This is a genomic window from Nostoc sp. FACHB-190 (genome assembly GCF_014696905.1).
Classification (GTDB): Bacteria; Cyanobacteriota; Cyanobacteriia; order Cyanobacteriales; family Nostocaceae; genus Nostoc_B.
In genome coordinates this window covers 79,337-105,368 of sequence record NZ_JACJQW010000030.1, presented here as the reverse complement: position 1 = coordinate 105,368, position 26,032 = coordinate 79,337, and the positions used below count along the sequence as shown (strand labels likewise).

General features: G+C 39.7%; 28 protein-coding genes and 1 tRNA gene. 13 read left to right on the top strand and 16 right to left on the bottom strand.

Annotation, left to right across the window (positions count from 1 at the left end; all coding sequences use genetic code 11):
* Positions 1 to 357: 357 nt before the first annotated feature.
* The 4 genes from H6G28_RS26455 to H6G28_RS26440 form a co-directional block, all read right to left on the bottom strand.
* Entirely contained in the window at positions 358 to 573 is a 216-nt protein-coding gene (locus H6G28_RS26455) for a hypothetical protein (protein WP_190675435.1), read from the bottom strand.
* A gap of 23 nt (positions 574 to 596) precedes the next feature.
* Entirely contained in the window at positions 597 to 728 is a 132-nt protein-coding gene (locus H6G28_RS37475; RefSeq protein ID WP_277883257.1) for a hypothetical protein, read from the bottom strand.
* Positions 729 to 807: 79 nt separating this feature from the next.
* Positions 808 to 1,929, bottom strand: a complete 1,122-nt coding sequence (locus tag H6G28_RS26445; RefSeq protein WP_190675431.1) for a Fic family protein — start codon at positions 1,927 to 1,929, stop codon at positions 808 to 810.
* Positions 1,930 to 2,275: 346 nt separating this feature from the next.
* Positions 2,276 to 3,181, bottom strand: a complete 906-nt coding sequence (locus H6G28_RS26440) for an alpha/beta fold hydrolase (RefSeq protein WP_190675429.1) — start codon at positions 3,179 to 3,181, stop codon at positions 2,276 to 2,278.
* 404 nt (positions 3,182 to 3,585) lie between these two features.
* Here H6G28_RS26440 and H6G28_RS26435 point away from each other — a divergent pair, with 404 nt between their 5' ends.
* From H6G28_RS26435 to frr, 3 genes are all read left to right on the top strand, one after another.
* Entirely contained in the window at positions 3,586 to 4,140 is a 555-nt protein-coding gene (locus H6G28_RS26435) for a thioredoxin family protein (RefSeq protein WP_190591086.1), read from the top strand.
* A 70-nt stretch (positions 4,141 to 4,210) separates the two neighbouring features.
* A complete protein-coding gene (gene pyrH, locus H6G28_RS26430) occupies positions 4,211 to 4,939 on the top strand; it encodes a UMP kinase (protein WP_062297013.1) in 729 nt (242 codons plus the stop codon).
* Positions 4,926 to 5,474 (top strand): ribosome recycling factor, encoded by a 549-nt coding sequence (gene frr, locus H6G28_RS26425; RefSeq protein WP_190591088.1) that lies wholly within the window; start codon positions 4,926 to 4,928, stop codon positions 5,472 to 5,474. Before pyrH ends, frr begins: the two co-directional genes overlap by 14 nt.
* 106 nt (positions 5,475 to 5,580) lie before the next feature.
* Here the strand turns inward: frr and H6G28_RS26420 are convergent, their stop codons facing one another.
* The 6 genes from H6G28_RS26420 to H6G28_RS26395 all read right to left on the bottom strand — a co-directional run bounded on the left by H6G28_RS26420 (position 5,581) and on the right by H6G28_RS26395 (position 8,687).
* Positions 5,581 to 5,940 carry a hypothetical protein gene (locus tag H6G28_RS26420; RefSeq protein ID WP_190591090.1) on the bottom strand — a complete coding sequence of 120 codons (360 nt, stop codon included), beginning with the start codon at positions 5,938 to 5,940 and terminating at the stop codon, positions 5,581 to 5,583.
* 159 nt (positions 5,941 to 6,099) lie between these two features.
* Positions 6,100 to 6,495 carry a protein tyrosine phosphatase family protein gene (locus H6G28_RS26415; protein ID WP_190591092.1) on the bottom strand — a complete coding sequence of 132 codons (396 nt, stop codon included), beginning with the start codon at positions 6,493 to 6,495 and terminating at the stop codon, positions 6,100 to 6,102.
* Positions 6,496 to 6,545: 50 nt separating this feature from the next.
* On the bottom strand, positions 6,546 to 6,713 hold the full coding sequence (locus H6G28_RS26410) for a hypothetical protein (protein WP_190591094.1): 168 nt from the start codon (positions 6,711 to 6,713) through the stop codon (positions 6,546 to 6,548).
* Between the two features lie 90 nt (positions 6,714 to 6,803).
* Positions 6,804 to 7,052 (bottom strand): hypothetical protein, encoded by a 249-nt coding sequence (locus H6G28_RS26405; protein WP_190675427.1) that lies wholly within the window; start codon positions 7,050 to 7,052, stop codon positions 6,804 to 6,806.
* 48 nt (positions 7,053 to 7,100) lie between these two features.
* Positions 7,101 to 7,718, bottom strand: a complete 618-nt coding sequence (locus tag H6G28_RS26400; RefSeq protein ID WP_190675425.1) for a GerMN domain-containing protein — start codon at positions 7,716 to 7,718, stop codon at positions 7,101 to 7,103.
* Positions 7,719 to 8,081: 363 nt separating this feature from the next.
* Positions 8,082 to 8,687, bottom strand: a complete 606-nt coding sequence (locus tag H6G28_RS26395; RefSeq protein ID WP_190675423.1) for a metal-binding protein — start codon at positions 8,685 to 8,687, stop codon at positions 8,082 to 8,084.
* Positions 8,688 to 8,780: 93 nt separating this feature from the next.
* Between H6G28_RS26395 and H6G28_RS26390 the strand changes: the two genes are divergently transcribed.
* From H6G28_RS26390 to H6G28_RS26385, 3 genes are all read left to right on the top strand, one after another.
* Positions 8,781 to 8,853 (top strand) — tRNA-Val (locus H6G28_RS26390).
* A 135-nt stretch (positions 8,854 to 8,988) separates the two neighbouring features.
* Positions 8,989 to 9,114, top strand: a complete 126-nt coding sequence (locus H6G28_RS37470) for a hypothetical protein (protein WP_277883255.1) — start codon at positions 8,989 to 8,991, stop codon at positions 9,112 to 9,114.
* A gap of 59 nt (positions 9,115 to 9,173) precedes the next feature.
* Entirely contained in the window at positions 9,174 to 11,219 is a 2,046-nt protein-coding gene (locus H6G28_RS26385; RefSeq protein WP_190675421.1) for an FAD-dependent oxidoreductase, read from the top strand.
* A gap of 189 nt (positions 11,220 to 11,408) precedes the next feature.
* On the opposite strand, the gene H6G28_RS26380 is transcribed toward H6G28_RS26385, so the two are convergent.
* The 5 genes from H6G28_RS26380 to pstS all read right to left on the bottom strand — a co-directional run bounded on the left by H6G28_RS26380 (position 11,409) and on the right by pstS (position 15,833).
* On the bottom strand, positions 11,409 to 11,624 hold the full coding sequence (locus H6G28_RS26380) for a ribbon-helix-helix domain-containing protein (RefSeq protein ID WP_190675419.1): 216 nt from the start codon (positions 11,622 to 11,624) through the stop codon (positions 11,409 to 11,411).
* 343 nt (positions 11,625 to 11,967) lie between these two features.
* Positions 11,968 to 12,747, bottom strand: a complete 780-nt coding sequence (gene pstB, locus H6G28_RS26375) for a phosphate ABC transporter ATP-binding protein PstB (protein ID WP_190675416.1) — start codon at positions 12,745 to 12,747, stop codon at positions 11,968 to 11,970.
* Between the two features lie 29 nt (positions 12,748 to 12,776).
* Positions 12,777 to 13,658 carry a phosphate ABC transporter permease PstA gene (pstA, locus tag H6G28_RS26370; RefSeq protein WP_190675415.1) on the bottom strand — a complete coding sequence of 294 codons (882 nt, stop codon included), beginning with the start codon at positions 13,656 to 13,658 and terminating at the stop codon, positions 12,777 to 12,779.
* Between the two features lie 9 nt (positions 13,659 to 13,667).
* Positions 13,668 to 14,654 (bottom strand): phosphate ABC transporter permease subunit PstC, encoded by a 987-nt coding sequence (gene pstC / locus H6G28_RS26365; protein ID WP_190675412.1) that lies wholly within the window; start codon positions 14,652 to 14,654, stop codon positions 13,668 to 13,670.
* A gap of 138 nt (positions 14,655 to 14,792) precedes the next feature.
* Positions 14,793 to 15,833 carry a phosphate ABC transporter substrate-binding protein PstS gene (gene pstS / locus H6G28_RS26360; RefSeq protein ID WP_190591108.1) on the bottom strand — a complete coding sequence of 347 codons (1,041 nt, stop codon included), beginning with the start codon at positions 15,831 to 15,833 and terminating at the stop codon, positions 14,793 to 14,795.
* A 1,134-nt stretch (positions 15,834 to 16,967) separates the two neighbouring features.
* Here pstS and H6G28_RS26355 point away from each other — a divergent pair.
* Positions 16,968 to 17,774: a phosphate ABC transporter ATP-binding protein gene (locus tag H6G28_RS26355; RefSeq protein WP_190591110.1), complete on the top strand. Its 807-nt coding sequence runs from the start codon at positions 16,968 to 16,970 to the stop codon at positions 17,772 to 17,774.
* A 257-nt stretch (positions 17,775 to 18,031) separates the two neighbouring features.
* Here H6G28_RS26355 and H6G28_RS37015 read toward each other — a convergent pair whose 3' ends face one another.
* A complete protein-coding gene (locus tag H6G28_RS37015) occupies positions 18,032 to 20,740 on the bottom strand; it encodes an AAA-like domain-containing protein (RefSeq protein ID WP_313949997.1) in 2,709 nt (902 codons plus the stop codon).
* 205 nt (positions 20,741 to 20,945) lie between these two features.
* Between H6G28_RS37015 and H6G28_RS26340 the strand changes: the two genes are divergently transcribed.
* The 6 genes from H6G28_RS26340 to H6G28_RS26315 all read left to right on the top strand — a co-directional run bounded on the left by H6G28_RS26340 (position 20,946) and on the right by H6G28_RS26315 (position 25,914).
* Positions 20,946 to 21,815: an RNA polymerase sigma factor gene (locus H6G28_RS26340; protein ID WP_190675410.1), complete on the top strand. Its 870-nt coding sequence runs from the start codon at positions 20,946 to 20,948 to the stop codon at positions 21,813 to 21,815.
* The gene (locus tag H6G28_RS26335) at positions 21,755 to 23,422 is read left to right on the top strand and encodes a tetratricopeptide repeat protein (RefSeq protein WP_190675408.1); all 1,668 of its coding nucleotides are present in this window, start codon (positions 21,755 to 21,757) and stop codon (positions 23,420 to 23,422) included. The genes H6G28_RS26340 and H6G28_RS26335 overlap by 61 nt, the downstream gene beginning before the upstream one ends.
* 649 nt (positions 23,423 to 24,071) lie before the next feature.
* Positions 24,072 to 24,311 carry a hypothetical protein gene (locus H6G28_RS26330; protein ID WP_190675406.1) on the top strand — a complete coding sequence of 80 codons (240 nt, stop codon included), beginning with the start codon at positions 24,072 to 24,074 and terminating at the stop codon, positions 24,309 to 24,311.
* Positions 24,311 to 24,724, top strand: coding sequence for a putative toxin-antitoxin system toxin component, PIN family (locus H6G28_RS26325; protein WP_190675404.1), 414 nt, complete (start codon positions 24,311 to 24,313; stop codon positions 24,722 to 24,724). Before H6G28_RS26330 ends, H6G28_RS26325 begins: the two co-directional genes overlap by 1 nt.
* Before the next feature lie 98 nt (positions 24,725 to 24,822).
* Positions 24,823 to 25,143 carry a hypothetical protein gene (locus tag H6G28_RS26320; RefSeq protein WP_199331638.1) on the top strand — a complete coding sequence of 107 codons (321 nt, stop codon included), beginning with the start codon at positions 24,823 to 24,825 and terminating at the stop codon, positions 25,141 to 25,143.
* Positions 25,144 to 25,284: 141 nt separating this feature from the next.
* The gene (locus H6G28_RS26315; RefSeq protein ID WP_190675402.1) at positions 25,285 to 25,914 is read left to right on the top strand and encodes a hypothetical protein; all 630 of its coding nucleotides are present in this window, start codon (positions 25,285 to 25,287) and stop codon (positions 25,912 to 25,914) included.
* The last annotated feature ends 118 nt before the right edge of the window (positions 25,915 to 26,032 follow it).

Genomic DNA, 26,032 nt, shown 5'->3' with positions numbered 1-26,032 from the left:
CTTATGAGCAACGGTATCGAGAGCGTGTAGTTAACAACCTCAAGAAAAAAGCTTTGGCTTTTGGTTTGGAACTTACCCCCATTTCTGACTCAACGCAATGTGTTTCTTGAGAGACGAATGGTAAAACTTTGAAATCGCTGACCAGTCGCGCCATGATATGGTATCCCTTCACTACATCATTCAGATTACGAGCACGATTAATATAAGCATGACTTCCAAGCATCTGTTCCTGAAATGTCACAATTGATACAGCAAAATCTGATAGTGGGTAGTGAGCTATGCGCGTTGAAAGGTTAATGTAATCTTGCCCTGCTTGTCGCTGAAGAATACTCAGATGATCTGTATCCAACAAATATCTTATAGCTCATCTTGTGCTTCGAGCAAAGACTCCTCTCCTTGTCGAATTGCTCGTCCGTAAGCAAGTACCTCTTCAAAAGCAGGTTCATCCTTGAAAGAACCTGTAATTTGTTGCAGCCAATTCATCGGTTGAGGAACCGCAATTTGCTTCTGCAATTCAGCTATCGCCGCTTCTATTACTGCAAGCCGTTCTTCTAAAGAAGTATTAGCAGCCATTTGGGTTTCCTAATGGTTACTGATTATAAGGATAATGAGTTAGAAAGGCTTTGACAATCTTTCGGATATCGATCGCCTTTTAGTTGGATTTTAAAATGTGCGATCGCTCTTGCATCCAATCCTGTAAAATTCCATTGACTAACGGTTACGCTCACCAAACGCAAATAACCTCGGTAACTCAACCGATTAACTTGTTACGTTCTGGTGCAGCTTGATTGTTAGGCACATTTTATACTAAACTCTAACAAGTTCCATTAGTGGTTCAAAAGAATATAGGGCTGGTCTTCTTCCAGATGCTTCTTCCAGTGTCGTAAGAAGATTTTTTTCCAGAAGTATTCTAGTGAATCTTGCAGCAGTGGCAGGTGGAATACCACTGTTAGTTGTGAATTTATTGTTCCTGAACACTGGATTTGTAAATACGAAATCAAGCGCATTTAGACTCCATTTTGAGGATAGATTTTCTGAAAATATATTTTTCATTTTTTCGTATAACTGACTTATATTTTCCGCAATTTCAAGATTTTTAATTGCCTGTTGTTCAATTGCTTCTAGAAAAAAGTTACTCCATCCTTCCCAGTCATTATTTTCAGAAACATTTCGCATAGCATTTATATATAAACCTTTGTTTTCCTCTAAATAACCACTAATGTAGAAATGCGGCTCTGATATTGTTCCAAAGAACCATAGCATTAACGTAATTAACATTCTACCTATGCGTCCATTGCCATCCTTAAAGGGATGCAATGCCTCAAACTCAACATGCGTTATAGCAGTTTTTACTAATATTGGATGCTTGCTGTGTTCAATATATTTAAATAGTTCATCCAACCCATCTTGTAGCTTTTCAGGACTAATTGGAACGAACAATATATTCCTTTTTAATGTGTCTGCTATATAATTTTGCTCTTTCTTAAATTCACCAGGTGACTTTGATGATCCTCGACCAAACCATAACAACCTCTCATGAATCGTTTTTATCAAGAATAGAGAAAGAGGATAGCCGTCTTTCATCATTTTCTGAACTGACTTTAGTGCTCTTTGATAAAGTAGAGTCTCAATAACTTCCGATCTAACATTTGGGGAAATTTCTAATTTGTCATCATGATCTGCTTCGTACTTTAGAATCTCATCCATTGTACTAACAGTGCCTTCCATTCTTGAGGATATAACGGCTTCTTGGTTCCTTAGAGGTGCTAAGAGTATTTCACTATTGTGCATATTCTTTAGCATCTGGTCATATCGAGCTACTGCATCAGTTGCTTTCACTAATGACGCTATAAATTTTTCATAATCTAGACTACCCGGTGGAAATTTACCGTAGTGGTAGTTTACTGCATTATCTAAATTGAGTTCCACTGCTCTACAACCCCAGTCGCTTTGATTTGACGTTAATATATAAGCATATATTAACGTCAAATAATATAGATATCAATATTTATTAAAAAATGAGAGACAAGAGGACTAGACATGAATGGATTTATCTCAAATAGCTTTGTCTATCATTTTCCTCCGCTTCTGAGAGACAAGAGGGCTAGACATGAATGGATTTATCTCAAATAGCTTTGTCTATCATTTTCCTCTGCTTTTGAGAGACAAGAGGGCTAGACATGAACAGGCATAATCTTTAAAACCGCAACTCTCTTTGTCTGAGAAGTGTTGCTTGTGTGTTTAACTTTCCTGGTCAGCAGTTACTGATCGCCTGTTAGTTAGATTTTAAAGCTTGCGATCGCTCTTCTATCCAATTTTGTAAAATCGGGTTAACTAACTCTGGTGCTTCATCTTGGGGGCAATGTCCTACTCCTTCTAAGGGAATGAATTTTTCTACTGACGGGTAGTTAGCTAAATCTCGACCTAAATTTACTGGTTCCCAAGGGTCGGCGGTTCCCCATAAAATAATTGTTGGACAAGTTAATAATGGCAGTAAGTCTTCTGGTAACGGCCCTGTGGAGTATGAGGTAAATGCCAAAAACACCGCCACAGCACCAGGATCTTTGGCTGGCGCGGTGAGAATATCGACTAATTCATCTGTGACTGTCTCTGCATTGATATAAGCTTGCAGCAAGATTTTTCGCACGGTTTTGGGTTTGGCGACTTGATTAAAAAAGAATTGCCCAATTGGTTTAATAGATAATACCCTTTGTAAAATTGGCGCACCTACACGCCGAGTCCAAGGTAAGGTGGCGCGTTTGCGATCGTGTAATAATCGCAAGGAACAGTTAATTAATGCTACTCCCAAGGCAATATCCGGCGAAGTGACTGCGGCTTGCATCGCTACAATGCAGCCAATGGAATTTCCCACTAAAAAAGCTGGTTCACCTACCACTTCCCGACAAAAGTCTGCTACTTGCTGTCCCCACATTTCTAAGGTGTAGGCAATTGTTTCACCCGGCTGAGGTTTAGCTGAAGCACCGAAGCCAAGCAAATCTATGGCATAAACCCGACAAGTTTGGGCTAATACTGGTATGTTTTTACGCCAATGCCATCCAGAAGCGCCAAAGCCATGCACTAAAATAACGGCAGGCCCGGTTGTGCCTTGAGTTTGGTAGCAAATTGGGAAGCCCTGCCATGTCCAAGTTTTTGCGGTAAAAGTCGTTGTCGAAGTCTTCATAGAAAATCTGTATTTTTATTTACTAATTTTAATATTTCGTAATATTTTTCGTGAGTTATCTTAAATTGTAGAAGTAATTTGTAAAGATTTTACAATTAGAAAAATAAAAACCAAGATAAAATAGTAACTATCTTTACTTTAAAATAAGTATAAAGGCTGAATTAAATTTATTTGGAATTGAGTCAAAGTTTTGATAAATATGAGTTGTGACAATTACTCACTAATATCTAGATTGTAATATTTTTACCAACGGTTTTATATTCAGTAGTTTTACAATTTACGGTTTCTCGGTTGATCTCTACAATCATTTGGTATCGAGCATCGGCATCAGGTGGTTGGCTGCCAGAAAAATGACGCTAAATTTCACCTAGACTTTTGTTCCTAGTTCCTTCTGGTTCACGAAGATGACAATACTAGAAACAATTTATACTCCTGTTGGGGGTTATGCCCCGGATTTTGAACTGCCTGGAACTGACGAAAAAGTGCATCACCTCAGCCGTTATTTAGACAAATTTCAGGCGGTTGGCGTTGTTTTTATGTGCAACTACTGTCCTTATGTCAGTCTATATTTAGACAAGCTCAAAAAAATTCAAAGGGAATTTGCCGCCAGTGGCTTTACCCTGATTGGGATGAACGGCTGTGATACTCATAATTACCCGACAGAAAGCTTTGAACAAATGAAAGCTTTTGCCGAACGTCACCGTCTAAATTTTCCTTACCTGTGGGATTCGACTCAAGATGTTACCCGGAGTTTTGGCGCGATTACAACGCCGATGGCTTTTTTAATCGATAGTCATGGGATGGTGCGTTATAAAGGGAAAATTGACAGTGATCCGCAAGCACCATCATCTTTTAGAGAAGATTATTTGCGAAATGCGATCGCTGCTTTATTTAAAAATCAAGCAATTAACCCCCAAGAAACAGAACCGGCAGGAACTACATTGATTTGGCGCAACTAGACAGAGATAGTCATTGTGCTGCTATCTTAAATTGGAGGCAATTGCAACTTTTTCGATAAAGCGTAACTTCATGGGAACGAATTACCGACGGGTTTTACTCAAACTAAGCGGTGAAGCCTTAATGGGCAACATGGGCTATGGTATTGATCCAGAAGTGGTCAAAGAGATAGCACAAGAAGTAGCAGAGGTGATAGCCACTGGCGTTCAAATCGCCATAGTCGTTGGCGGCGGCAATATTTTTCGTGGCGTAAAAGCGGCATCGGCGGGGATGGATAGGGCAACGGCTGACTACATCGGTATGATTGCCACGGTAATGAATGCCATGACGCTACAAGATTCGCTAGAACGAATAGGTGTACAGACGCGCGTACAAACTGCGATCGCCATGCAAGAGTTAGCAGAACCTTATATTCGTCGTCGCGCCATCCGTCATCTTGAAAAAGGGCGGGTGGTAATTTTTGGTGCTGGTTCGGGAAATCCCTTCTTTACCACTGACACGGCTGCGGCATTGAGAGCCGCAGAAATTGATGCAGAAGCGATTTTTAAAGCCACCAAAGTGGATGGAATATATGATGCTGACCCCCAAATACATCCTAATGCCAAACGTTTTACTAGCCTGACTTATGCACACGTTTTGACACATGATTTGCGGGTAATGGACAGTACTGCGATTGCCTTGTGTAAAGAAAACAACATCCCAATTCTGGTATTTGACTTAACGGTGCGAGGTAACATCCGCCGCGCAGTCATGGGAGAATCAATCGGCACCCTTGTGGGAGGTTCTTGTGAAATTAGCTGAAGCTGAGAGTACGATGCAAAAAACTGTTGAGGCAACTCAACGGGCATTTAATACAATTCGCACTGGTCGCGCCAATGCCAGTTTATTAGATAAAGTGACGGTGGATTATTACGGTTCACCAACACCCTTAAAATCCCTGGCGAATATTAGCACGCCAGATGCAACAACAATTCTGATTCAGCCTTACGATAAAAGCAGTTTGAACACTGTTGAGAAAGCAATTTCCCTTTCGGATGTGGGCTTAACACCCAGTAACGATGGTTCTGTGATTCGGCTAAATATTCCGCCGTTAACTAGCGATCGCCGTAAAGAACTGGTTAAAATTGCTGCTAAGTATGCTGAAGAAGGTCGTGTAGCGATTCGGAACATCCGCCGTGATGCGATCGATGCAATTCGGAAGCAGGAAAAAGCTTCAGAAATTTCTGAGGATGAAGCTAAAGACCAACAAGATAAACTGCAAAAACTCACAGACAAATACACTGCTAAAATCAGCGAATTGTTAGCAGAAAAAGAAAAAGACATCTCAACTGTCTAAAGTCTGAAGTCTGAAAAGTCACGCCACGGAGGGAGCCAGGAAACTCGTCCAACGCAGTGGCTCCCCCTTGTCTGTTTTTCCCTATCTCAAATGAAACTGCTATGTATCAACCAAACCAATGAGATGCAGCCAAATTTGGATCAACTGCTTCTGGGATATAGCGATGAAGATTCTGTGCTTGTTCACCTAGAATTTTTTCAACACCTTGGCGAATAATTGATTCTATGTGTAGTGTGCTTTCTAAAGAACGACACATAGATTCTGAACAAATAAATTTTGGTTTTTCCACCTCATCAACTGTAATGTATTGATTAGGAATTCTACTTAAAATATAAGCAATGAGATTTTGCCGCATATCAGGATTGGCAAAGGCTTCTTGATAAGGATGATGAGGGTAAGTTTCTAAAATTCCTTCAAGTTCTTGAAGAACTAATCTTATGGTTAGATTTAATAGGGTTTTAGTCATTTTAAATCGCCTCTCTTGAATGTAGCTTTATGATCATGAGTCACCAATTTATCAAGGTGATTTTGTAAATTAATAGAAAGAATTGATCCTAAATTGCGGTCAAATATCTGGGGCTCGGATTTAATTTCTAAAAAAGCCAGCAGATTCCTAGATCAAATTTCAACAGTGAGACGAAATTAAGCCTAAATTGATAGTTTGTTGGAGAGCTTTTTCAAAAGTGATTCCTTGTTTAGTAGCAATATATAAAAGTACTATTGCTGCTGAACGGATGGAATCATCACAATGAATTAAAGTTGGTTTTGGCGATTTGTTGATTACTTGAAAGATATCAAGTGCTGCTTGATGATTAATTTCTCCAAGATTAGTAGGAAAATTAATATACTGTAATCCTAACAACTCAACTTTTTCTTTTTCGTTGTCTAGTGAGCTGGTTTCATCGGGCGATCGCAAATTAATTACAGACTGGTAGCCCTCCTCAGCTAATTGCTTTAACTGATCTAAGGTAATTTGTCCTGCGATCGCTAATTCATCGTTAATTTTCCTAACAGTAATCATGTTCGCCGCCTTAGTTGAGTGGGGCGACTAAGTAAATCGCCCATTTATCCTTAATGCCTACGTTTATTGTTAGCAATATCACCTTCAAATGGTTGAACTCCCGTTTCTGGGTAGTTATCATCTCTGGGGCTAAAAATTCTACTAGCTGCACCTGAGATATAGGTGACAACTTTTGCTATACCATCTGTAATTGTTTTGATAATTTTGCTAATAGACATATATTTTTCTCCTATTTGATTTTGATGTGAAAAACTTTAGTAAATGCTTTATTTAAATTTTCTTCTCGCCAATTCTGACTTTTAGTAGACTTAATCTTGGTTGGCCTCATTTTCTATGGCTAAACATCTCTCTAATAGGTTAATTGTGTCGAAATTACAGCATTTATCTAAAAATTGAATGGTGTCATAATTCCAGAGGCGTTCTAAATCCTCGTGTATGTGGTAAAGTTGCCAAAACTTAAATGGGTTGAATAATGTCTTGCATCGGAAAAGTGGTTGGTTAAGGAAATGCCATAAAATAATAAAATTCTTCAGTAAAAAATTATGATTTTTTGCCATAGTAGTGCAGGTTGAGATATAGATGAAACAAAACAGTAACTCAAGCAATCAAGAAATCGTAAAATCTTCGGCAAATTGTCGCCTTGTAATTGGTTGTCGCAAAATTAACCCTTCACCACCAAGTGGATGAGCTATATCGATTGGTTTGCCTGCAACCGAGACAAAAACTTTAGCTGTTGGGTCAATACTAGTAGCAGTATAGACAACCTGTGCTAAACGATAAGCCATTGAAGTACTACCACCACCTTGACTAAACTCTGACGAGAGATTGACATAAATTCCAGCTTGAGTCACTCGTAAATCTAATAATTTTGTACCTGGGGGAATTGTGGTACTTAAGTCAGCAGTTTTAGGAGTTGTTAATAGATGAGTGAAAGCTAATTTTAAAGCTGCTTCTGAGGTTAGTCCGGCTTTTACTTCTACAGGTTGAGGTACTAGATGAATTTGGTTGTTGTCAAATTTTAACCAGTAAGTTTGCGGTTGTATTGCTGCTACTGCTGGTGCAGATTTTGAGGCAATAATTACTGCTGAATTATTGGCTTGGGTTGTAGGATTGGTGATTTGCCGACTCCACCAAGTAGTTCCTCCAAATAGTGCCAAGATAACTAGCGTCGAAGCAGCGATCGCTTCTCCTCTATATGCTAAATAGTTGCGTTGGGTTTTCATAACGAACTCCTGTAAACCGTCTGAGTGCGAACAAACACCAAAAAGCATTTATGCTGATGTTTGGTCTTAGTGGGTATGAGATGGAGTCAACCAACTAAAGGCGATCGCTAGTTATAACATTTTGGATTTTAGATTTTGGATTTTGGATTGGGAAATTGCTTACTGGTGAGCTTTTCAGTAACCCATTTGTCGCAATCATTTTTCAAATTGGTATTACCTACACTTTTAATTTAGAAGAACAATTTGAGGAACTTGTGAGGGAGTTTCTTTATTAGCAGGACTGACGCATCAAAATTTTCTGTGGGGATTGGGTGTGAGGGTGAAAGGGTATAGGGGTGTATATTTATTTTTCCTTTTGACTTTTTACTTTTGCCTTTTTGTACTACTTCCAGGTTTCGACGGACGAACACGGCGTGATACTTTGCGCTTTTTGACTTTGCTGGTAGGGAGTAAACCGCTAATCCCCTGCTTTTGCATTCGCTTATATGCAGAACCACACCAATCACTCAAAGAATGACTCATCGCGCCGAGTTCTAAGCCAAGAAACAGGGCAAGATATTCTGTACCATAGCCAAGTAGCGATTTTTGAATATTTTCACCCAAAGCTGACCAGTTAAATTTTGTGTTTCCCAGTTTTTCAAAAATTACCAAAATTATCAATGCTGCGATCGCTAACAAGCAGGAAAGATAAATGACTCGCAGTGTCGTCCCAATAATCGGCCCATGCGATAAAAAAGAACGATGACGCAGGCTTTTTTGATAAGGTAGCCAAATCCAGCGCAAATAACCCCAGCGTTGATATTGCCGAGAGTAAATATCTAAGTCAGGGCCAAACATCAAGCCGCCAAACATAAACCCACCAGCCACCAGCAAGGTCACGCTGCTACTGCGGGTCTGCCAAAAAGCCACACCCGCCACCAACGGCAAAGCCCACAGAGTAATGCGATCGTGCGTTCGACCAGAGGGCATTTAAAGGTTCTCAAAAATATTCAAAAAATTTTTCTCAAAAATACTAGCGCGATTCAAAATATTTTGCTATATTATTTAATTGTGAGCGCAAACGGGCGGTTAGCTCAGTTGGTAGAGCGCCTGCCTTACAAGCAGGATGTCATCAGTTCGAGTCTGGTACTGCCCATATCTTAAAAAGCTGTCCTTGTGGCAGCTTTTTTAATTAGAAGCATAATCTTGCCGCGTGACTTGCGGTAATATTGTGCTGAATTATTCTAAATCACCCTAAATCACAGAGTAATTTTAGCTGAGATTTAGCACAGTGAAACTAACTATTGAGGTGGTAAACAGTCGATTAAAAGCAGCCAAGATTGGGGTGAGGGTTGAGGCAAGAGGCGGCTTATCTTTACGTGCCAAACTGCCATACCTCTTCAGTGACTTGTGGTGAACATTTCGGAAATGGTACCGTCTACAAGTTGGCAAAGGAGTAGAAAAAGTTTTCTCATCATGAAGCGCAGACACAAAGTAGCTGGTTTTCAAGCATTACTCTTCAGTGTTAGCTTAGTTTCCACATATTTGTTACCTGAGTCTACTATTGTTGCTGCACCACCAAGAACCCCAGATAAAACGGTCAACTGCGAGATGTTGGTAGTAGGTGGTGGACTGTCTGGGGTAGCCACGGCTTACGAGGGGTTACTAGCAGGACGAACAGTATGTTTGACAGAAATTACCGACTGGTTGGGGGGACAAATTTCATCTCAGGGGACATCTGCGTTAGATGAACGACCAACCCAACGCGATCGCCAATTCTATTCTCGCGGCTATACTGAATTACGCAACCGGATTCAACGCTATTACGGCAAACTTAACCCTGGTGAGTGTTGGGTAAGTGATTCTTGTTTTCTGCCCCGTGATGCACACATCATTATGACGCAAATGCTCAAGGATGCCGAAAAAAAGGGTAAAGGTAAGTTGGAATGGTTTCCCAACACAGTAATTAAGGAATTAAATATTAGTCAGAATCGGAAAATCATTGAAGGTGCGATCGCAATTCAACATCAACCAGTCAAAGGCGCACCACCTCTCAACACTTTTACCTTATCTCAAACTATTGAAGATGCCCATCGCTACCAAAATTCATCGCGGTTGAGTAAAAAAATTATCCGCTTTGTTCCCAAGGTTCCCAAAAAAGCAACCACCAGCAATTCCCCCCAGTGGTATGTGATTGATGCCAGCGAAACTGGCGAAATCATCGCCTTAGCTGATGTTCCCTATCGTTTGGGTATTGATGCGCGTTCTTTCCTCGAACCATCTTCTTCCAGCACCAGCAATGATCCTTACTGTACCCAAGGTTTTACTTATACCTTTGCAATGGAGGCTACCAAGGAACCGCAACCCCAAACCATGCCCCCATTCTATTTACAGTATTCACCATATTTCAGCTATGAATTAAAAAGATTAGCAGACTTTGGCTTAGTTTTCACCTACCGCCGAATCTGGCATCCGAATCCCGGACAACCCACACAATTTAACGGCGTGAGATTCACTGCACCCACACCAGGGGATATCTCGATGCAAAACTGGACTTGGGGTAACGACTACCGTCCAGGAACAGCCAAAGATAACTTGATTTATACTCGCCAACAACTGCAAGCTACAGGACAGTTAAAACCAGGCGGTTGGATGGGAGGACTGCGGACAGAAACCCTCCGCAGAGGTGAGGAAAACGCCCTGGCGTATTATTACTGGCTGGTAAAGGGAACTACAGATTCTCAGTTAGGTAAGGGTGTGAAGCAACAGCAAACTAATAATCGATTTCTGTCCGGGTTAAATTCCCCAATGGGGACAGTGCATGGCTTATCAAAATATCCCTATATGCGAGAAGGTAGGCGAATTATTGGTCGTCCTAGTTGGGGACAACCGGAAGGTTTTATGATTTGGGAAGTTGATATTTCTCGCCGCAACTACAACGATGAGTATTATCGCAAAACTTTATCTGCGGATACCTATCGTCAGTTAAAAGCAACACTCGCAGGTTTAGAAGCTGCATCTGTAATTACTGGTCAAGTCTCACCAGATAAATCCTTACGCCGTAGCCGTTCCACAATTTATCCTGATGCTGTAGGTATTGGTCACTACGCCATCGACTTTCATCCTTGCATGACTCAAAGTCCGCCAGAAGCCCCAGGAAATAAAGAACGTCCGGGAGAAAGGCGCGGCGCAGGACAGGCTTACCCGTTCCAAATTGCACTGCGAGCGATGATTCCTCAAAAGATTGATAATTTAATTGTGGGTGGTAAGAGTATTGCTACCAGCCATATTGCTGCGGCTGCATATCGGGTACATTCCTTTGAATGGTCTTCTGGTGCGGCGGCGGGAACTGTGACGGCTTTTGCTTTAAAAAATCAAATTGCACCTTATCAACTCGTGGATGATTTACCCAAAGCAGAACCGCAATTACAAGCCTTAAAAAGTTTATTAGAAAAAAACGGCAATCCTACCGCTTTCCCTGACACTTCAATTTTTAATCAAAATTGGGAAGATTGGCGATAGTTAATAGTTTGAGGGATTGGGAATGAGAAATCTGTTATGTTCATTCTCAGTCCTGATTTATAGCGGTTCTCGACTCAGTGAAGTACAGGAAAAAATAATTAACCGCAGATGGACGCGGATGGACGCAGATGAAAATAGATAAATTTGTACCTCAGTAGACTAGTAAATGCTATATCATCATTTCTGCTTTTAAATTGTTAAACCATCTGCTATTGTTACATCCCAAGCACTATCAATTTCAGCAGATGCTTGGCGGTAAGCTTCTTCTAGTTCTTGATTTCGCAGCAATTCTAATGCTTGTTCAATTACCTGAGAACGAGATTTACATCCTTTATTCAGCTTGTAATTTTCGATAAACTCCACTAAATTCAGTGGTAAAGAAATAGATAGTTTTTCGACTTTCATCTTCCTACCAATTAGTAGTAAAAATAATTCATATAGCAATCCTATCTGAGTTGTGAAAAAGTATTCTTTTTAACGAACCGCAAAGGACGCAAAGGACACAAAGAAAGAAAAGAAAGAGAATTTCACAAATGATTTAGGATTGCTATAGCAATCCTATTTGAGATGTAAACAGAAGCAATCTGGAAGGCTTGTAAATAAGCGATCCTGCGAATGTTTCGTTTGTAATTCATTTAGGATTGCTATACTATAGTATAGTATAGGAATTTGATTGGATTGCTCACAGGACTTATGCCCAGAAGAACATGAGTAAGTGCGATCGCATAATAAAATTGCAGCTAAGGAATTAACCAAAACGCCCTGAAACATAGTCATGGGTACGCGCATCGATGGGGTTATAAAATATTTGATTTGTGACACCAAATTCCACCATTTGACCAATTCGGCTTTCGTCGGTGCTAAAGAAAGCTGTAAAATCAGAGACGCGGGCTGCTTGCTGCATGTTATGGGTAACAATGGCAATTGTTAATTCTGAACGCAGACTGTGAATTAATTCTTCGACTTTCATCGTTGCTATGGGGTCAAGTGCTGAACAAGGTTCATCCATTAACAGTACTTTGGGTTTAATGGCTAAAGCACGGGCTATGCAGAGTCGTTGTTGTTGACCTCCAGAAAGTCCTAACGCAGATTTATTGAGCTTATCTTTCACCTCGTCCCACAAAGCTGCACCTTTTAAGGCTGACTCGACAATTTCATCTACTTCTGTTTGCGATCGCCTACCTGCTATTCTGACTCCATAAGCGACATTTTCATAAATGCTAATCGGAAAGGGATTAGGTTTTTGGAATACCATCCCAATTTGACGACGCAGGCGGTTGACGTTAATTTTTGGGTCGTAAATATTTTGACCAAAGAACTCTACTTTTCCTTCTACTTTGACTGGCCCTTCTAATTCACTAATCCGATTGAGAGTTTTGATAAAAGTTGATTTCCCACAACCACTAGGGCCAATTATTGCCGTTACTTGATTTTGATAAATATCTATTGATATGCCTTCAATTGCTTTAGAAGTGTTGTAGTAAAAGCTGAGATTTTTAACTTTGATGGCAGGATTGAGATTATTCATATTTAGTAAAAGCAGTAAATAAGTTTCAATTAAATTTTTTTCTTACTTGTGACTAAGCGTGAAATCAAACTCACACAAATCACTAAGCCAAGTAAGACGATAGCAGTAGTCCAAACCAATTGATTTTTTTCGGGGTCTGGGTCGTTATACAGGTTAAAAATTAATACAGGTAACGAAGCTGTTGGACTCAGCAATCCTGGAGACCAATCTAAACTAAATAATGCAGTGAAAATTAGGGGTGCTGTTTCACCTGCGGCGCGAGCGATCGCGAGTAAAATACCTGTAGTAATTGCAGGTAAAGCCGCAGTTACTACAATGCGAAATGTTGTCTGAAACCGCGTCCCACCCAAAGCAGCAGACGCAAGGCGTTGGTCTTTAGGAACTAATTTTAATGCTTCTTCTGTTGTCAGAATCACGATAGGTAACATCAACACAGCTAAAGCAAAGCCACCTGCAACTGCGCTAAATCCTTTAGTAACTAACACAATTACACCGTAAGCAAAAATACCAACAATAATTGAAGGTACACCAGTCAAAATTGTGGTGATGAAGCGAACAAATTGCGATGCTGGGTTAACTTGATTAAATTCTGCTAAAAATATCCCTGTTAATATCCCAATTGGCAGACTGAATATTGAGCCAATCATTACAACTGTAATCGTGCCTATAATAGCATTACCCAAGCCATAATCAATCACTGATTTGACAAACATCTCTGGTCTCAAACTGGAGAAACCGCGTTTGATAATTTCCCATAAAATTGATATTAAAGGAATTAACGCTAAAGCTGTGAATGCAAAGGCGATCGCATTCATACTATAAGTAAATAATTGTCTACTTGTTGGCAATGGCGCATATAATTCTTTTGCCAATAAAGATTCATCTATTTGCGAATTTTGAAAATCGGTCATATATTTAATTTATGATTTATTTTTATTACTAAACCACCGCACAAATAACCTTGCAGCAATATTTACAGCTAAGGTCAATCCAAATAAAATTAACCCTAAATAGCTCAATGAGCCAATATGTAATCCTGGTTCAGCTTCTGCAAATTCATTGGCTAATATTGAGGGAATTGTGTAGGCTGGGTCAAGTAAAGAAGCACTGATTTGAGAAGAATTACCAATCACAAGAGTGACAGCCATTGTTTCACCCAAGGCTCTACCCAAAGCCAGCATTGCTGCACTGACAATACCAGAAAATCCTGCTGGCAATAACACCCGAAAAATGGTTTCCCAACGTGTGCTACCCAAAGCCATTGAGGCACTGCGTAATTCTTTGGGTATAGCAAGTAAAACATCGCGGCTAATAGCAGCCATTGTCGGCAAAATCATAATCGCTAACACAATGCCTGCGGTTAACATATTTGTGCCGATAGGATCTACCGAGTTAAATATCGGTATCCAATTAAAATGAATTGCTAACCATTTTTGTAACGGTTCTAAAGCTGGAATAAATACAAAGATTCCCCACAAGCCAATAATTACACTAGGAATTGCAGCTATTAACTCAACAACAAATGCTAATGTGCTTCTAACAGATATGGGTAAGAAATTTTCGCTAGTGACTATTGCAATTGCAATGCCGACGGGGATAGCAAATAAAATTGCGATCGCACTACTCACTAAAGTTCCATAAATATAAGGTAACGCCCCAAAAACCTGATTACCCGTATCCCAATCTTGACCCCAGAAAAACCCAATACCAAACTTCTCAATTGCTGGTTGAGCCTCTTTATAAATTACCCAACTCATCACAAACAAGATGGCGACGGTAATTGTAGCGAAAAGATATGTTAACCACGTAAATCCTTTATCTACCCAAGAATTTATTCCATTAGTTGCGGTTAAATCTAAATTTTCTTCGCCTGAATGATTATTGCTTATTTCAGATGAATTTGTCATGAATAAAATAATGATTTCACTTAATAATCTGGAAATTTTTATTTAGTAGAAGCTTCTTACAGTTACTTAAAAATTTATAAATAGGGAGAGCTATAGCCACCCTATTTATCTATACGAAATTGTGTTACAAATTCGCTTCTATTTGACGGAACTGTTTACCGTTTGTAATACCCGATTGGTAACATCAGATGGAATTCTTGTGTAGTTAAGGTCATCATTATATTGTTGACCATCTTTGAGTACCCAATTAATCCATTTCCTAATAGCATCAGCTTTTGCTGCTGTAGGATATTGCTTGTAAACCATCATCCAAGTAAGACCAACAATGGGATAACCTTGCGCTGGATCTCCAACAAATACGCGATAGTTATCAGGGAATCTCACGGATGATAAAGCTGCATTAGCAGTTTGTAAGGAAGGAGAAACAAATTCGCCTTGTTTGTTTTGTATTTGTGCTGATCTTAAATTGTTTTTGGTAGCAAAGGCATATTCTACATAACCAATAGAACCAGGAGTACGCGCTACCAAACCAGCTACACCTGGGTTGCCTTTACCTCTGAGAACATTTGGTAAAGTCCATTTAGGCGCAGTGCTTGTACCAACTCTACCTCTGAAATAACCACTAATATTACTCAAGTGGTTGGTGAAAATAAAAGTTGTACCACTACCATCAGCGCGGACTACAAATTTAATCGGTTGATTGGGTAAGTTGACACCAGGATTATCAGCTTTGATTTTAGCGTCGCTCCAGTTGGTGATTTGACCAGAAAAAATAGCAGGCAATGTAGCGCGAGATAATCTCAGGTTGCTGACACCAGGGAGATTGTAAACAACAGAAACTGCGCCGCCTGCGGTGGGTACTAATATGACACCTCTTTTAACTTGGGCGATTTGTGCATCTGTCATAGCTGCATCACTACCACCAAAGTCAACAGTACCCGCAGTAATTTGACGAATCCCGCCACTACTACCAATTCCTTGATAGTTAATTTTTAATTCTGGATGCTTCTTTCTCACTTCACGGGCATATCTTTCATAAAGTGGAGCGGGAAAAGTTGCGCCTGCACCATTCAGAGTTTCAGCCTGAGCAACTGCTGACAAAATAGGACTCAAGGCAACAGCAGATGCTACGACTGAAGTAGTAAACGCTCGGTACAAAGTGGTGGTCGAAAAGGTCATATTTCTCCGTATTTTGGCAAGATTTTTACTTTACTTGCAGGTGTATATAAATATGTATTATTTAAATAATTAAATTAGTTTAATCAATGGTAAATAACAGATTAAATATGGTTAAAAATTAATTAATCACTAGTTTTTAAACTCCCAATCAATCATTTTCGACAATATAGAAAAATTGGCGAATTAAACATAATTTTTTATTTATATATAGTTAAAAATTACGCTATCAAACTGTTAGCGTGTAAAATAATTACCTGTAACAATATAAACGAAATTATTTCCACATTTTTAAATCAAAAACTTACGATTGTTAAACTATTTTGCTGTCTTTTAACGAGCAGCCTAATTTCCAAGAAGTAAATTATAAATCTACTCATTGGAATACTAAAACAAATATTTATCTCTTCATAAATAGTGAATGAATGTTACAGCGTTATTCATTCCAATGAGGTAGATTCTTCTAGCCTCTATCCCCTAAAACGCTGAGTCAATACATTTCAAGCAGTTGAAATCATGCTGATATAGAGTAAGTGATAAATTTAGTATTTGTAGTAAAAATAACCTCTTAAGAAACCTGAGAGGTTAATGATTGATTTTCATCAAATTAAATTTTGATTATGAATAGGTACACAAGAAATTAACTATGCAGTTAGTAACAACACTAACTACAAGTATGTATTATTTATGTTTCAGGTTTAATATTGCAGCGATCGCCTAATCTCTACTTTTAAGCTAATTACTTAATTTACCCGATTCATCAAAAAATCATCAATTACCATCATAAATTTATTCAAATTTTAAAAAAGAATTTGCTTTTTTAAAGAAGAGCTTACTTAAGTAGTCTCAAATATTGTTAATTGCAGGTTATATATTAAAATTAATCCCGAAAATGCTGCAATTCAGTAACAAAAAACCGAATTTTTTAGGTTTTTATGGTAACATATTTTACAGCAAACATTGATAACAGCAGTAACTTTTTACCCTAAATTTATACAGATATCTAATATCAGTATATTTGCTGTATAGCTTGAATGAAGAAAGTCAACTTTTAGTTTGATCACCAGTGTAGTATATAAAGCCACGGATTTTCATGATTGCGTTTAGTCAACATCAATACACTTACAATTTTCTGGTATGAATAAGCTAATTGCAGCAATCAAAGTTAAAAATCTTAGCCTTTACTACAACACCCAAAAAATCCTGGAAGGAATATCAATGGATATTTACCAGGATAAAGTCACAGCAATTATTGGCCCTAGTGGTTGTGGTAAGTCTACTTTTATTAAATGCCTCAATCGGATGAATGAATTAGAAGCAGAAGTTCACGTTGAGGGAAAAGTAGAATTTTACAATCAAAACATTTATGAACGTCGTGTCAATTTAAATCGCCTACGCCGTCAAGTTAGTATGGTGCTGCCTAAGCCAAATTTATTTCCGATGAGCGTTTATGATAACGTTGCTTATGGGGTGAAAATACTGGGATGGCGGCCGAAGGTGGAATTAGATCAAATTGTCGAATCTGCCATCAAAGATGCTGATTTGTGGGATGAAGTCAAAAATAAGCTGCATAAATCTGCTTTAGAGCTTTCTGGTGGACAACAACAGCGACTTTGTATCGCCCGTGCTTTAGCAGTCAAACCCAAAGTTATTCTCATGGATGAACCTTGTTTTGGGCTTGATCCTGTCGCAACCACAAAAGTAGAAGGATTAATTCAGAGTTTGCGTTTGCGATCGGAATTAACAATGGTGATTATTAGCCATAACTTACAACAAGTCACGCGCATATCTGATTTCACAGCTTTTTTCTCCACCAATGAACATCGCATTGGGCAGATGGTAGAATTTGGACTTACAAAAAAGATTTTCTCTAACGCCCTTGACGTTCGCACGCGGGAATATGTGTTAACCCGTCTTGGTGGTAAATATGAAAATAGAGGCTAGGAGCTAGAGAAGAAAGTTACTCATATTTATTTTAATTTATATCTCTCTAGCGGTTCTTATCCCAATGAGACGCAAGAATAATTAATAGCAGATAAACGCAGATATAGCAGTAGTCAAGTTGGTTAGGACATCGATAAATGATAAAACTTAGACACCACAAAGCTTTTAACCCTGTCACCTGTCCCCTGCTATAGATGGGCGGTATCCGGTGGGAGAGTAGTAGTTTGCCTAAAATCCTAGTAAATGGTCAAGTGAGGCTATTGCAGAAAGGTAAAGTATTGTCGATATAACTCACAGCTTGGCATTACTTTATCTTTTAACTGTTTGATCAGTCCCATACTGCTGAGTTTATAAGTCATACTCGCATCTAATGATATCGGTTGTCGAGCATTTATGACGGTATCTAATGCTTTGGCTAATTCAGGTTGTTCTTGTAATATTGCTTGATGACGTTGTAAATGAGATGAATAAATTCCGCTTGATGTTGCGGCGGTATCAATGAATTGAGCAAAACTGATTTCTCCGCAACTGAGATGATAAATAGCCAGATGTACTAATGCTGGATGTCCTTCTACCATAGCCATTAGTTGTGTAGCTTCTTGTCCATCAGTCCAATTGAGTCCATAGCGTTGAGCTAAGTTTTGTACCTGTTCTAAATTAAAGTTGTTTAACTCTATTGGCAATCCTACATTAAATGGGGATTGTTTTAATTGCAGAGGTACATAAATTTCTGTGGAGTGAACTATAATCAATCGTAACTTTTGCCAAATTGGTTCTCTTTTAGCTTCCTCATACCAGGAACGAAATAAAGGTAAAACATCTTTAGCTACTAACGGATACTCAAACAGATATTGCACTTCATCTAATGATAAAACGATGGGAGTATCTATTTGCTTTAATATATGGTTACGTAAATAAAGGGAACAACTAATTTTACTACCGATATCTTCATCCCAATAATCTTCAAGTTTCATTTCCAGTTCTAACTGCTGGGTAATGTTGGCGCATAGCCAGCGTAAAAACCGATGTAAATTCTGCAAAATTACGTCGTCAATTTGCTCTAGATTTAAGCTAACAATGCGATAGCCTTGATTTGCCGCATCATGCAAAGTTCTCAAGAGTAAAGAAGTTTTACCCATTTCTCTTGGTGCTTTAATACGGACTAATGCACCGGGTTTTCTAATCTCTTGATAAACCTGCATTTCCACCGCACTTCTTTCTATGTAAAAAGGAGAATCTAGGGGAACTGCACCACTGGGGTAAGAAGGGAGATTTACAGAGTCGGGAGTATTTTTAATCGACACAGGACGATAAGGACTAATGTGGTATAAAAATACAGGTTCTGAGATATTTTTAAGATGATGCTGCCCTAAACTAACTACATTAACTGGTAAATGATTTTTCACTTTATCATAGACAGTTTGAGATAAACAAATTCCGCCAGGTTGAGCTTTTGCGTGCAGTTGCATCAATAAATCTAACCTTTGGGGGATGACATAATTATCTGTGAAAAATGCCTGCTTTGTATTGAGGTTGTCGATGTGTCCACAATGAATACCAATTCGATGTAGCAGCTTATCTGGATTGAGCAAATTAGTGGGTGCTGCCAGTGCTTTTTGTATTTCTATTGCACTATTTACTGCTGTTTCTGCACTCTCAAAATAAAATAGTAATCCTTCGTCGCTTGAGTGAATAAGTTGCCCAGCAAATTGTTGACAATACTGCTGTAAAGTCTTTGAATCTTCTTGATAATTTGCTGCTATTTCTGATGTATCAGCAATACTGCCCACAAACATCAAGGTAGAGTCAGTAACGACTATTGGGGAATTAGCAAGTTCTAGTGCTAACTTTTGATTTACCCAATCCAAATCGAAAATCTTAGCATAGATGGGGTTTTTGATAGTTAAACTGCCTTGATGTTGGGTAACAAGCCCAGACAAACGTAATTCTAGGTACTCAGGGAAGTTTTGAGCCGGGATTGCTCCTTGTTGTAAAATCTGTTGATATAGTTGCAGTAATTGGATAGTTTTGGGAGTATTGCGGAGGATGCGATCGCGTATTGTTCTTAAATGTTCTGGTTCGTCCTGAGCCTCCCAATTATTCACAATTTTCTGTTGCACAATTTTCTCAACCCATTGTGCTGCTGCATTTTCATTATCTGGAAGATATTCTGTTGTATTCTTACAGCAATTAACAATTAACCAACATAGCTTTTGCGTCAGGAATGGCTGTCCACTAGTCCAATATAAAATCTCTTTGATAATTGCTTGTGGATTGCTAACTTTGCCTGCTAATCCGGTTAGTAAAGGTTCGCTATCTGCAATTTTAAATCCTTGTAATTCAATCGCTCGACCAATATTAAAAGGTGTGGAATAGTGTTTATCTTGAATCAAGTCTGACGGTGAAGCCACTCCCAACAAAGCAAATGCCAGTCGCCTATATGCTGGTTTAATCGCTCGATTTTCATAACAGTGGCGAATCAAGGCAAAAAATTCATCGGTAGAAAACTTCAAACCCAGCACATTATCAATTTCATCGATAAAGATGACAATTTTCTGCTGAATCTGAGTCAATAATACTGTTTCGATAAATTCATTTAAGCACTGGATAGGCGATAGATCATCCCTTTCTCTTAACCAACTGCGCCGATTTATTTGCAGTTGAAAACCGCTCACCAATTCCTGAATAATCCCCCCATACCATTGCGTAGCCGTAATTTGCTGGCTACCAATGCCGCTCAACTCAATCTCTGCACAGGCAAAACCTTGAGCTTGCAACTTATTCATCGTCCGCACTCGCAAACTAGACTTCCCCATCTGTCTAGCGTTGAGGACATAGCAATACTCAAGTGCTAATAAGCCTTCGTAGAGTTCAGTATCAGCCTGTCGCACGACATAAGTAAGCGCATCAGGTGGGAGGCTGCCACCTGGTTGATATTGATAGCTGGTGTTGAATTTGGCAGACACTGGTATTTTTTAGATGCTTGAAGCCTGTTTCAGAGCTAATTCTCCCATATTTATTGTTTTTTATATTGCCTGAGTTTAACTGAATTTTAAAAGTCCTGAATTTTACTCAACTATTGATTGAAAAAGCTAATTAGTATTTAAAAGCACATCACTGTGCCCATAGTTTTTTGGTTTGTTGTACAGTGCATTATCCCTTATACCTGAAATGATCAACAGTCAATCATGTATACAAGCGAACCCAGAACAAGAAATTTTGCTCTCCTTATCAGAGCAAAAAATCAGGAGTATATTACCACAGCAAATCCAAGTCAAAGTTTTATCTCAAGATAATGGTGATGAGTTTTGGCAAATATGGTTATCATCTCAAGATTATTTTTACAAATGTTGCCTAAAGTGGATGGGAGGAAATTCTTATGATGCCGAAGATACACTAAATCAGGCAATGCTGAAAGCTCAGAATCAATGGAAAAAATATGCAGGTAAAATTACATCTCCAAAAGTTTGGTTAACTCAAATTATTTATAATTTTTGCATGGATGTGCATCGAAAGCGCAAACGAGAAGCCTTAGAAATTGAAAATATTGACGAGATTAAATTTGCCGATCATCCAGCATTTTTTTGTGAGGTAGGATTTCCTGAATCGAATATTTTGGCTTTAGAAATGCGAGCATACCTCCGTCACAAAATTGAATCCTTACCGGACAGATTGCGCCATCCTTTTATCTTACACTGCTGCCAAGAAAAATCTTATCAAGATATAGCCCAGCTACTCGCCCTCTCTCAAGAGAACGTTCGTAAACGCATTCAACAGGCGCGAAAGATTCTGCAAAAGCAGTTAAAAAACTATCTTGCAGGAGAAGATAAGACTTCTTTTGATTCCCTCTCACCATCTTTACAAAAAGGAATTTCGATGGTGGAAGAATCTCAACCTGATAAAACAGTGATTTGTCATTGTAAATCATCAATAGCAACAAAAAGCAAGCAGGAAGAAATTAACTATAAAGTAACTGTAATATGCCTGGAAACCTTATCACATCCTTGGTACAGTTCACCCAATTCTCTGGGCTGGAACTAAATGCTCACTTAGTTTTAGAGGAAAAGCCGGCGAGACAAAAACAGAAACTCATCACGTTAAGTAAGTATGTCCAGAAATATCCCCAAGGATGGAAAAAAAGATTAGAACTGGCTGATTTGCTTTACGAGATGGGAAACTGGGAGCAAGCAGTTGCAGGATATCGTCAAGTGATTGAGCGACAACCTCAATTAATTCATGTGCGGCTGCAATTGGGAAAAATCTTGCAGTTGATGGGGCAAAAAAAAGAGGCTAGAGAAATATATGAACCAGCCTTATTGTTGTCTGTAAACGAAGCAACTCAAAATCATATCAAAGGATTGATTGCAGTTTGCAGAGGTGAGAGTCAAAAGGCAATCATAACTTTTAATTTAGCAGCTACTTTAGAACCAGACAATGTAGTTCACTGGCTGGCTTTAGCACAGGTGCATCAAGAGAGAGAAAATCCTCTTGGTACTCTCAGCGCCTTGGAGCAGGTTTTGTCCATCAAGCCAGATGACGTTGTGGGCTTGATTCACAGCTATGATGCGCTGATGGCGGTGGGGGATATTCCAGCAGCTAGAGGGCGGTTGAACAAGCTGATAGCCTTAGCTGGTGATGATTTCCGGGTACTGCAACGACAAATTGATCAACGTTGCACCGCACTGAGCTTGTCGAAGTGTCAGATGAGATTGGTATCTGGGGAAGAGGGAAAGCTGACTAAAAGTATGATTACCTCTCTACTGCGACAAACTCCTCATGGGGCTGAGGCGCACAAATCACTGGCATATTATCACATTCTCCGTGGGGATTGGGTGCAAGGTGTGGAGGTGTTAGCCAAGTTTACTGCTGAACACCCAAATCATCCTTATGGTTGGTATTACTATGGGCGGTGCTTGTTTGAGACGGGGGAATATGAAAAGGCGGCTGTGATGATGGCGAAAGCTTATGATTTATATCCCCATGATTGCGAAATTTATCGGGGGTTGTGCGAGATTTTACCGCTTGAACCTCACCCCCTACCCCTCTCCTACGAGGAGAGGGGAGTAAGAGAAAAAGGAAGTCAGATGACTCTTGCTTCCATAGTCGAAGAGATGCTGAAACGATTCCCTGAACGCTGGAGTGTTTGGGCTACGGTGGGGCGGGTATTCGTAGAACATTTTCAAGAGTTGGAACGAGGATGTAGTTTTTCTCAGCAAGGAACACAACTACAGCCCCAGTTAGCTGATGCTTGGTTGCGTCATGGGCGGGTTTTGGCTTTGGCTCTTAGACATCGGGAAGCGGTGGAGGCGTTAGAGAAAGGAAGGGAGCTTTTACCAGCAGGGGGTTATCTGCAATCAGTACCGGCGGCGGTGTGGCTGGGAGAGAGTTACCAGGTGCTGGGGGATGTTGGGGCTAGTAAGCGATGGTGGGAAGCAGCTACTGAGGGATGTCAGGAATTGAAGGCTTTTAACCCGGCGATGGCTGATTATTGGTTAGGGAGAGCCTTAGTAGGGTTGGGGGATAGGTTAGGAGCGATCCGGGCTTATGAAAGCGCGTTGAGTCACCAATTGTTGTATCCGGCTCGTGGGGAAGTGGAGAAGAGTTTGCAAGGGCTGAAAGGTAACAGGAGCAGAGGTTATGGGCGTTGATGGTAGATTTTTAGGAAAAAAATTGCCTCTAACTCAAAAAATTCACGAATTGGGGTTGAGAAACGTCTAAATAGTTGAAAACCTAATTCAAAAGGAAAAATATGACACTGACAGGTAAGTGGTCTGCCAATAACGGTAACAAAGACATTTACGTAATCCAAAATGGGATTATAGTATTGGTTCATTGGACTGAAACAAATCCATACTGGAACTATTCTTCAGGTGTTGCCACAAACAATGGAGTAAATATGAGTTTCGGTGGAGGCGATCAGTTCAGTGGGACTATCTCGCAGAATGGGAACACAATTACCTGGAGCAATGGGAGTTCTTGGAGCCGGGTGGGTTGATATCTAAATTCCTAATTATTCAACTCTCATCTTGCACCAAGAAATGTTAACATGAATCCCTTGTTCTTGGAGTACGATCGCCTGATCTTGTAGGTGCATTACTTCATTAACGCACCACCCCTATCATTAAATTCGGTGGGTTATGCGCTTGGCTAACCTACCCCTAAGTTTTATAGCGATCGCCCATATTGTCGGGCGATCGCTTTTATTTACAGTTAAAATAGTGTATTAGAATTGTACGTTTTTGGGATAGCTCCCCAATTATCTGGAATATAAACTATTCAAGAGTTTGTGAGTAAAAAATGCCTGTATTGACATTGACAAATGAACAAGCTGTGGAATTGGTGAAACAGTTACCAGCAGAACAAAAAGCGGAGATTTTTAGATTTTTGTTGGTTCAACAGTGGGAACAATGGCAAAATCTATCTGGATATGGCTTTGATCGGGTTAAAATGGCAGCACAGGAACGGGGTTATAATTGGGAGCAGATGACGGAAGATGAGCGAGAAGCTTTTATTGATGAGGTTGTTCACGAAGGTTAGTGAAGTATATAGTTGTTTTTGATACTAATATTCTCCTTTCTGCCCTATTCTCCCAAAAAGGCAGTCCTTTTCGCTGTTTAGCTCTAGCTAAAATAGGACAAGTTGAATCAGTTTTATGTCGAGAAATTTTAGATGAATTTGCGGAAAAACTGTTAATTAAGTTCAAATTCTCTCAAGAAAAGGCACAATTAGCTATTCAAGAGATTGAAGATTTTTCTCGCTTGGTAACTATTTCTGGCAAGCTTAAAGCTGTTCCTAATGATCCAGATGATGACATGGTTATTGAGTGTGCGATCGCTGGAAAAGCCCGCCATATTGTTACAGGGGATAAACATCTTTTATCATTAGGATCTTATGAAGGCATTTCCATCATCAGGGCATCTGAATTGTTGTTATTGCTATCTCAGATATAAGCTTGCTAATTTCTGTTTCGGCGACGCTTTATTTGGTTGTACCCGGCGCGTGGGGAAGTGGATAAGATTTTGCAACGGCTCAAAGATAAGGATGGGAGTTGTTACCAGGAGAGGGTTATCCCCAATCTGTACCTGCTGCGGTGTGGCTAGGAGAGAGTTACCGAGCTTTGGGGGATGTTGGGGCTAGTAAGCGGTGGTGGGAAGCGGCTTGTGAGGGGTGTCAGGAATTGAGAGCGTTTAACCCGGCTGTGGCTGATTACTGGTTAGGGAGAGCTTTGGCGGGGTTGGGGGATAGGTTGGAGGCGATACAGGCTTATGAAAGTGCTTTGCGTCAGCAGTTATTGTATCCGGTTCGTGGGGAGGTTGAGAAGATTTTGCAGGGGCTGAAAGGTAAGAGAAAGAAGGGTTCGGGGGGTTGAGGGTGGATTTTAGGGGAGAAAAAACGCCTGTAACTCGAAGAAGTCACAAATTGGGGTGGGGAAACGTTTAATAAATAGATGGAAAAAAACCCACACTTCTGCTAAGAATCCATATCTCACGAAGCACAACAAGGAAAACCAATGGCAAATCTTAATATTATTCAAGTTCCTAGTCAGACTAACACGGTTGATGAAAGAGCAGCTTATGACAGTGGAACCGTAACAACTGGTCATGGGCAAGCAAGCGGAGTATACGTTGTAGTCCAGAAGGGGACTCGTGCCAACGTTAACATTGATTTCACAATATCAACTATTTCAGAGGAGTCATACCACTATTTTAAGGAAAGAGTGTGGGGTATTTTCTCTAACGAAGAACAACAGAAACTAGAAGAAAATTATGGTGGGTTTGGTATGGCTGGGGGGCTTTTTAGTGGGATGTTTGGCTTACTATTTGGAGGTGGTGATTATAACCATTACAAAGATAAAAGCGCATCTTTCAATGTGGAAAATGATGAAAAGAAAGAGGAATTTACTAAAAATGTCTACAATCTATCAGTATCAGAATTCCATGTAACAGGACAACTTATTGCCGAGGGTACAAGTTTCATTCCTGTAACTGTCTCCTCATATGTACAAACCACGAAGCTCAAGTTCTCTGATGGGAAAGAACTGCATGTCCTCTCGCTTAATGACAGCCAAGCTGCTGCTCAAAATGGTTCGACCAAAGGCGTCCAATCATCACCTGAACACTTGAGCATAACTCCTCTATAAGTGCGATCGCTGAGCTTGTACGGTGCGTTAATGCAATGTAACGCACCCTCTCAATTGTCAGTGCGATGTTTACGATGCCTTAAGCTGGAGTGCGATCGCTTTTTATTTGATTTATTTA

Bases quoted from the DNA above. Each gene is read 5' to 3' on its own strand.
- H6G28_RS26410 (WP_190591094.1), bottom strand. From the start codon at position 6,713: ATGTCTATTAGCAAAATTATCAAAACAATTACAGATGGTATAGCAAAA.
- H6G28_RS26380 (WP_190675419.1), bottom strand. From the start codon at position 11,624: ATGAAAGTCGAAAAACTATCTATTTCTTTACCACTGAATTTAGTGGAG.
- H6G28_RS26335 (WP_190675408.1), top strand. From the start codon at position 21,755: ATGCCTGGAAACCTTATCACATCCTTGGTACAGTTCACCCAATTCTCT.
- H6G28_RS26400 (WP_190675425.1), bottom strand. From the start codon at position 7,718: ATGAAAACCCAACGCAACTATTTAGCATATAGAGGAGAAGCGATCGCT.
- pstC (WP_190675412.1), bottom strand. From the start codon at position 14,654: ATGACAAATTCATCTGAAATAAGCAATAATCATTCAGGCGAAGAAAAT.
- H6G28_RS26395 (WP_190675423.1), bottom strand. From the start codon at position 8,687: ATGCCCTCTGGTCGAACGCACGATCGCATTACTCTGTGGGCTTTGCCG.
- H6G28_RS26355 (WP_190591110.1), top strand. From the start codon at position 16,968: ATGAATAAGCTAATTGCAGCAATCAAAGTTAAAAATCTTAGCCTTTAC.
- H6G28_RS26315 (WP_190675402.1), top strand. From the start codon at position 25,285: ATGGCAAATCTTAATATTATTCAAGTTCCTAGTCAGACTAACACGGTT.
- H6G28_RS26330 (WP_190675406.1), top strand. From the start codon at position 24,072: ATGCCTGTATTGACATTGACAAATGAACAAGCTGTGGAATTGGTGAAA.
- pyrH (WP_062297013.1), top strand. From the start codon at position 4,211: ATGGGAACGAATTACCGACGGGTTTTACTCAAACTAAGCGGTGAAGCC.
- H6G28_RS26340 (WP_190675410.1), top strand. From the start codon at position 20,946: ATGATCAACAGTCAATCATGTATACAAGCGAACCCAGAACAAGAAATT.
- pstA (WP_190675415.1), bottom strand. From the start codon at position 13,658: ATGACCGATTTTCAAAATTCGCAAATAGATGAATCTTTATTGGCAAAA.
- H6G28_RS26420 (WP_190591090.1), bottom strand. From the start codon at position 5,940: ATGACTAAAACCCTATTAAATCTAACCATAAGATTAGTTCTTCAAGAA.
- H6G28_RS26435 (WP_190591086.1), top strand. From the start codon at position 3,586: ATGACAATACTAGAAACAATTTATACTCCTGTTGGGGGTTATGCCCCG.
- H6G28_RS26455 (WP_190675435.1), bottom strand. From the start codon at position 573: ATGGCTGCTAATACTTCTTTAGAAGAACGGCTTGCAGTAATAGAAGCG.
- pstS (WP_190591108.1), bottom strand. From the start codon at position 15,833: ATGACCTTTTCGACCACCACTTTGTACCGAGCGTTTACTACTTCAGTC.
- H6G28_RS26385 (WP_190675421.1), top strand. From the start codon at position 9,174: ATGAAGCGCAGACACAAAGTAGCTGGTTTTCAAGCATTACTCTTCAGT.
- pstB (WP_190675416.1), bottom strand. From the start codon at position 12,747: ATGAATAATCTCAATCCTGCCATCAAAGTTAAAAATCTCAGCTTTTAC.
- H6G28_RS26415 (WP_190591092.1), bottom strand. From the start codon at position 6,495: ATGATTACTGTTAGGAAAATTAACGATGAATTAGCGATCGCAGGACAA.
- H6G28_RS26405 (WP_190675427.1), bottom strand. From the start codon at position 7,052: ATGGCAAAAAATCATAATTTTTTACTGAAGAATTTTATTATTTTATGG.
- H6G28_RS26440 (WP_190675429.1), bottom strand. From the start codon at position 3,181: ATGAAGACTTCGACAACGACTTTTACCGCAAAAACTTGGACATGGCAG.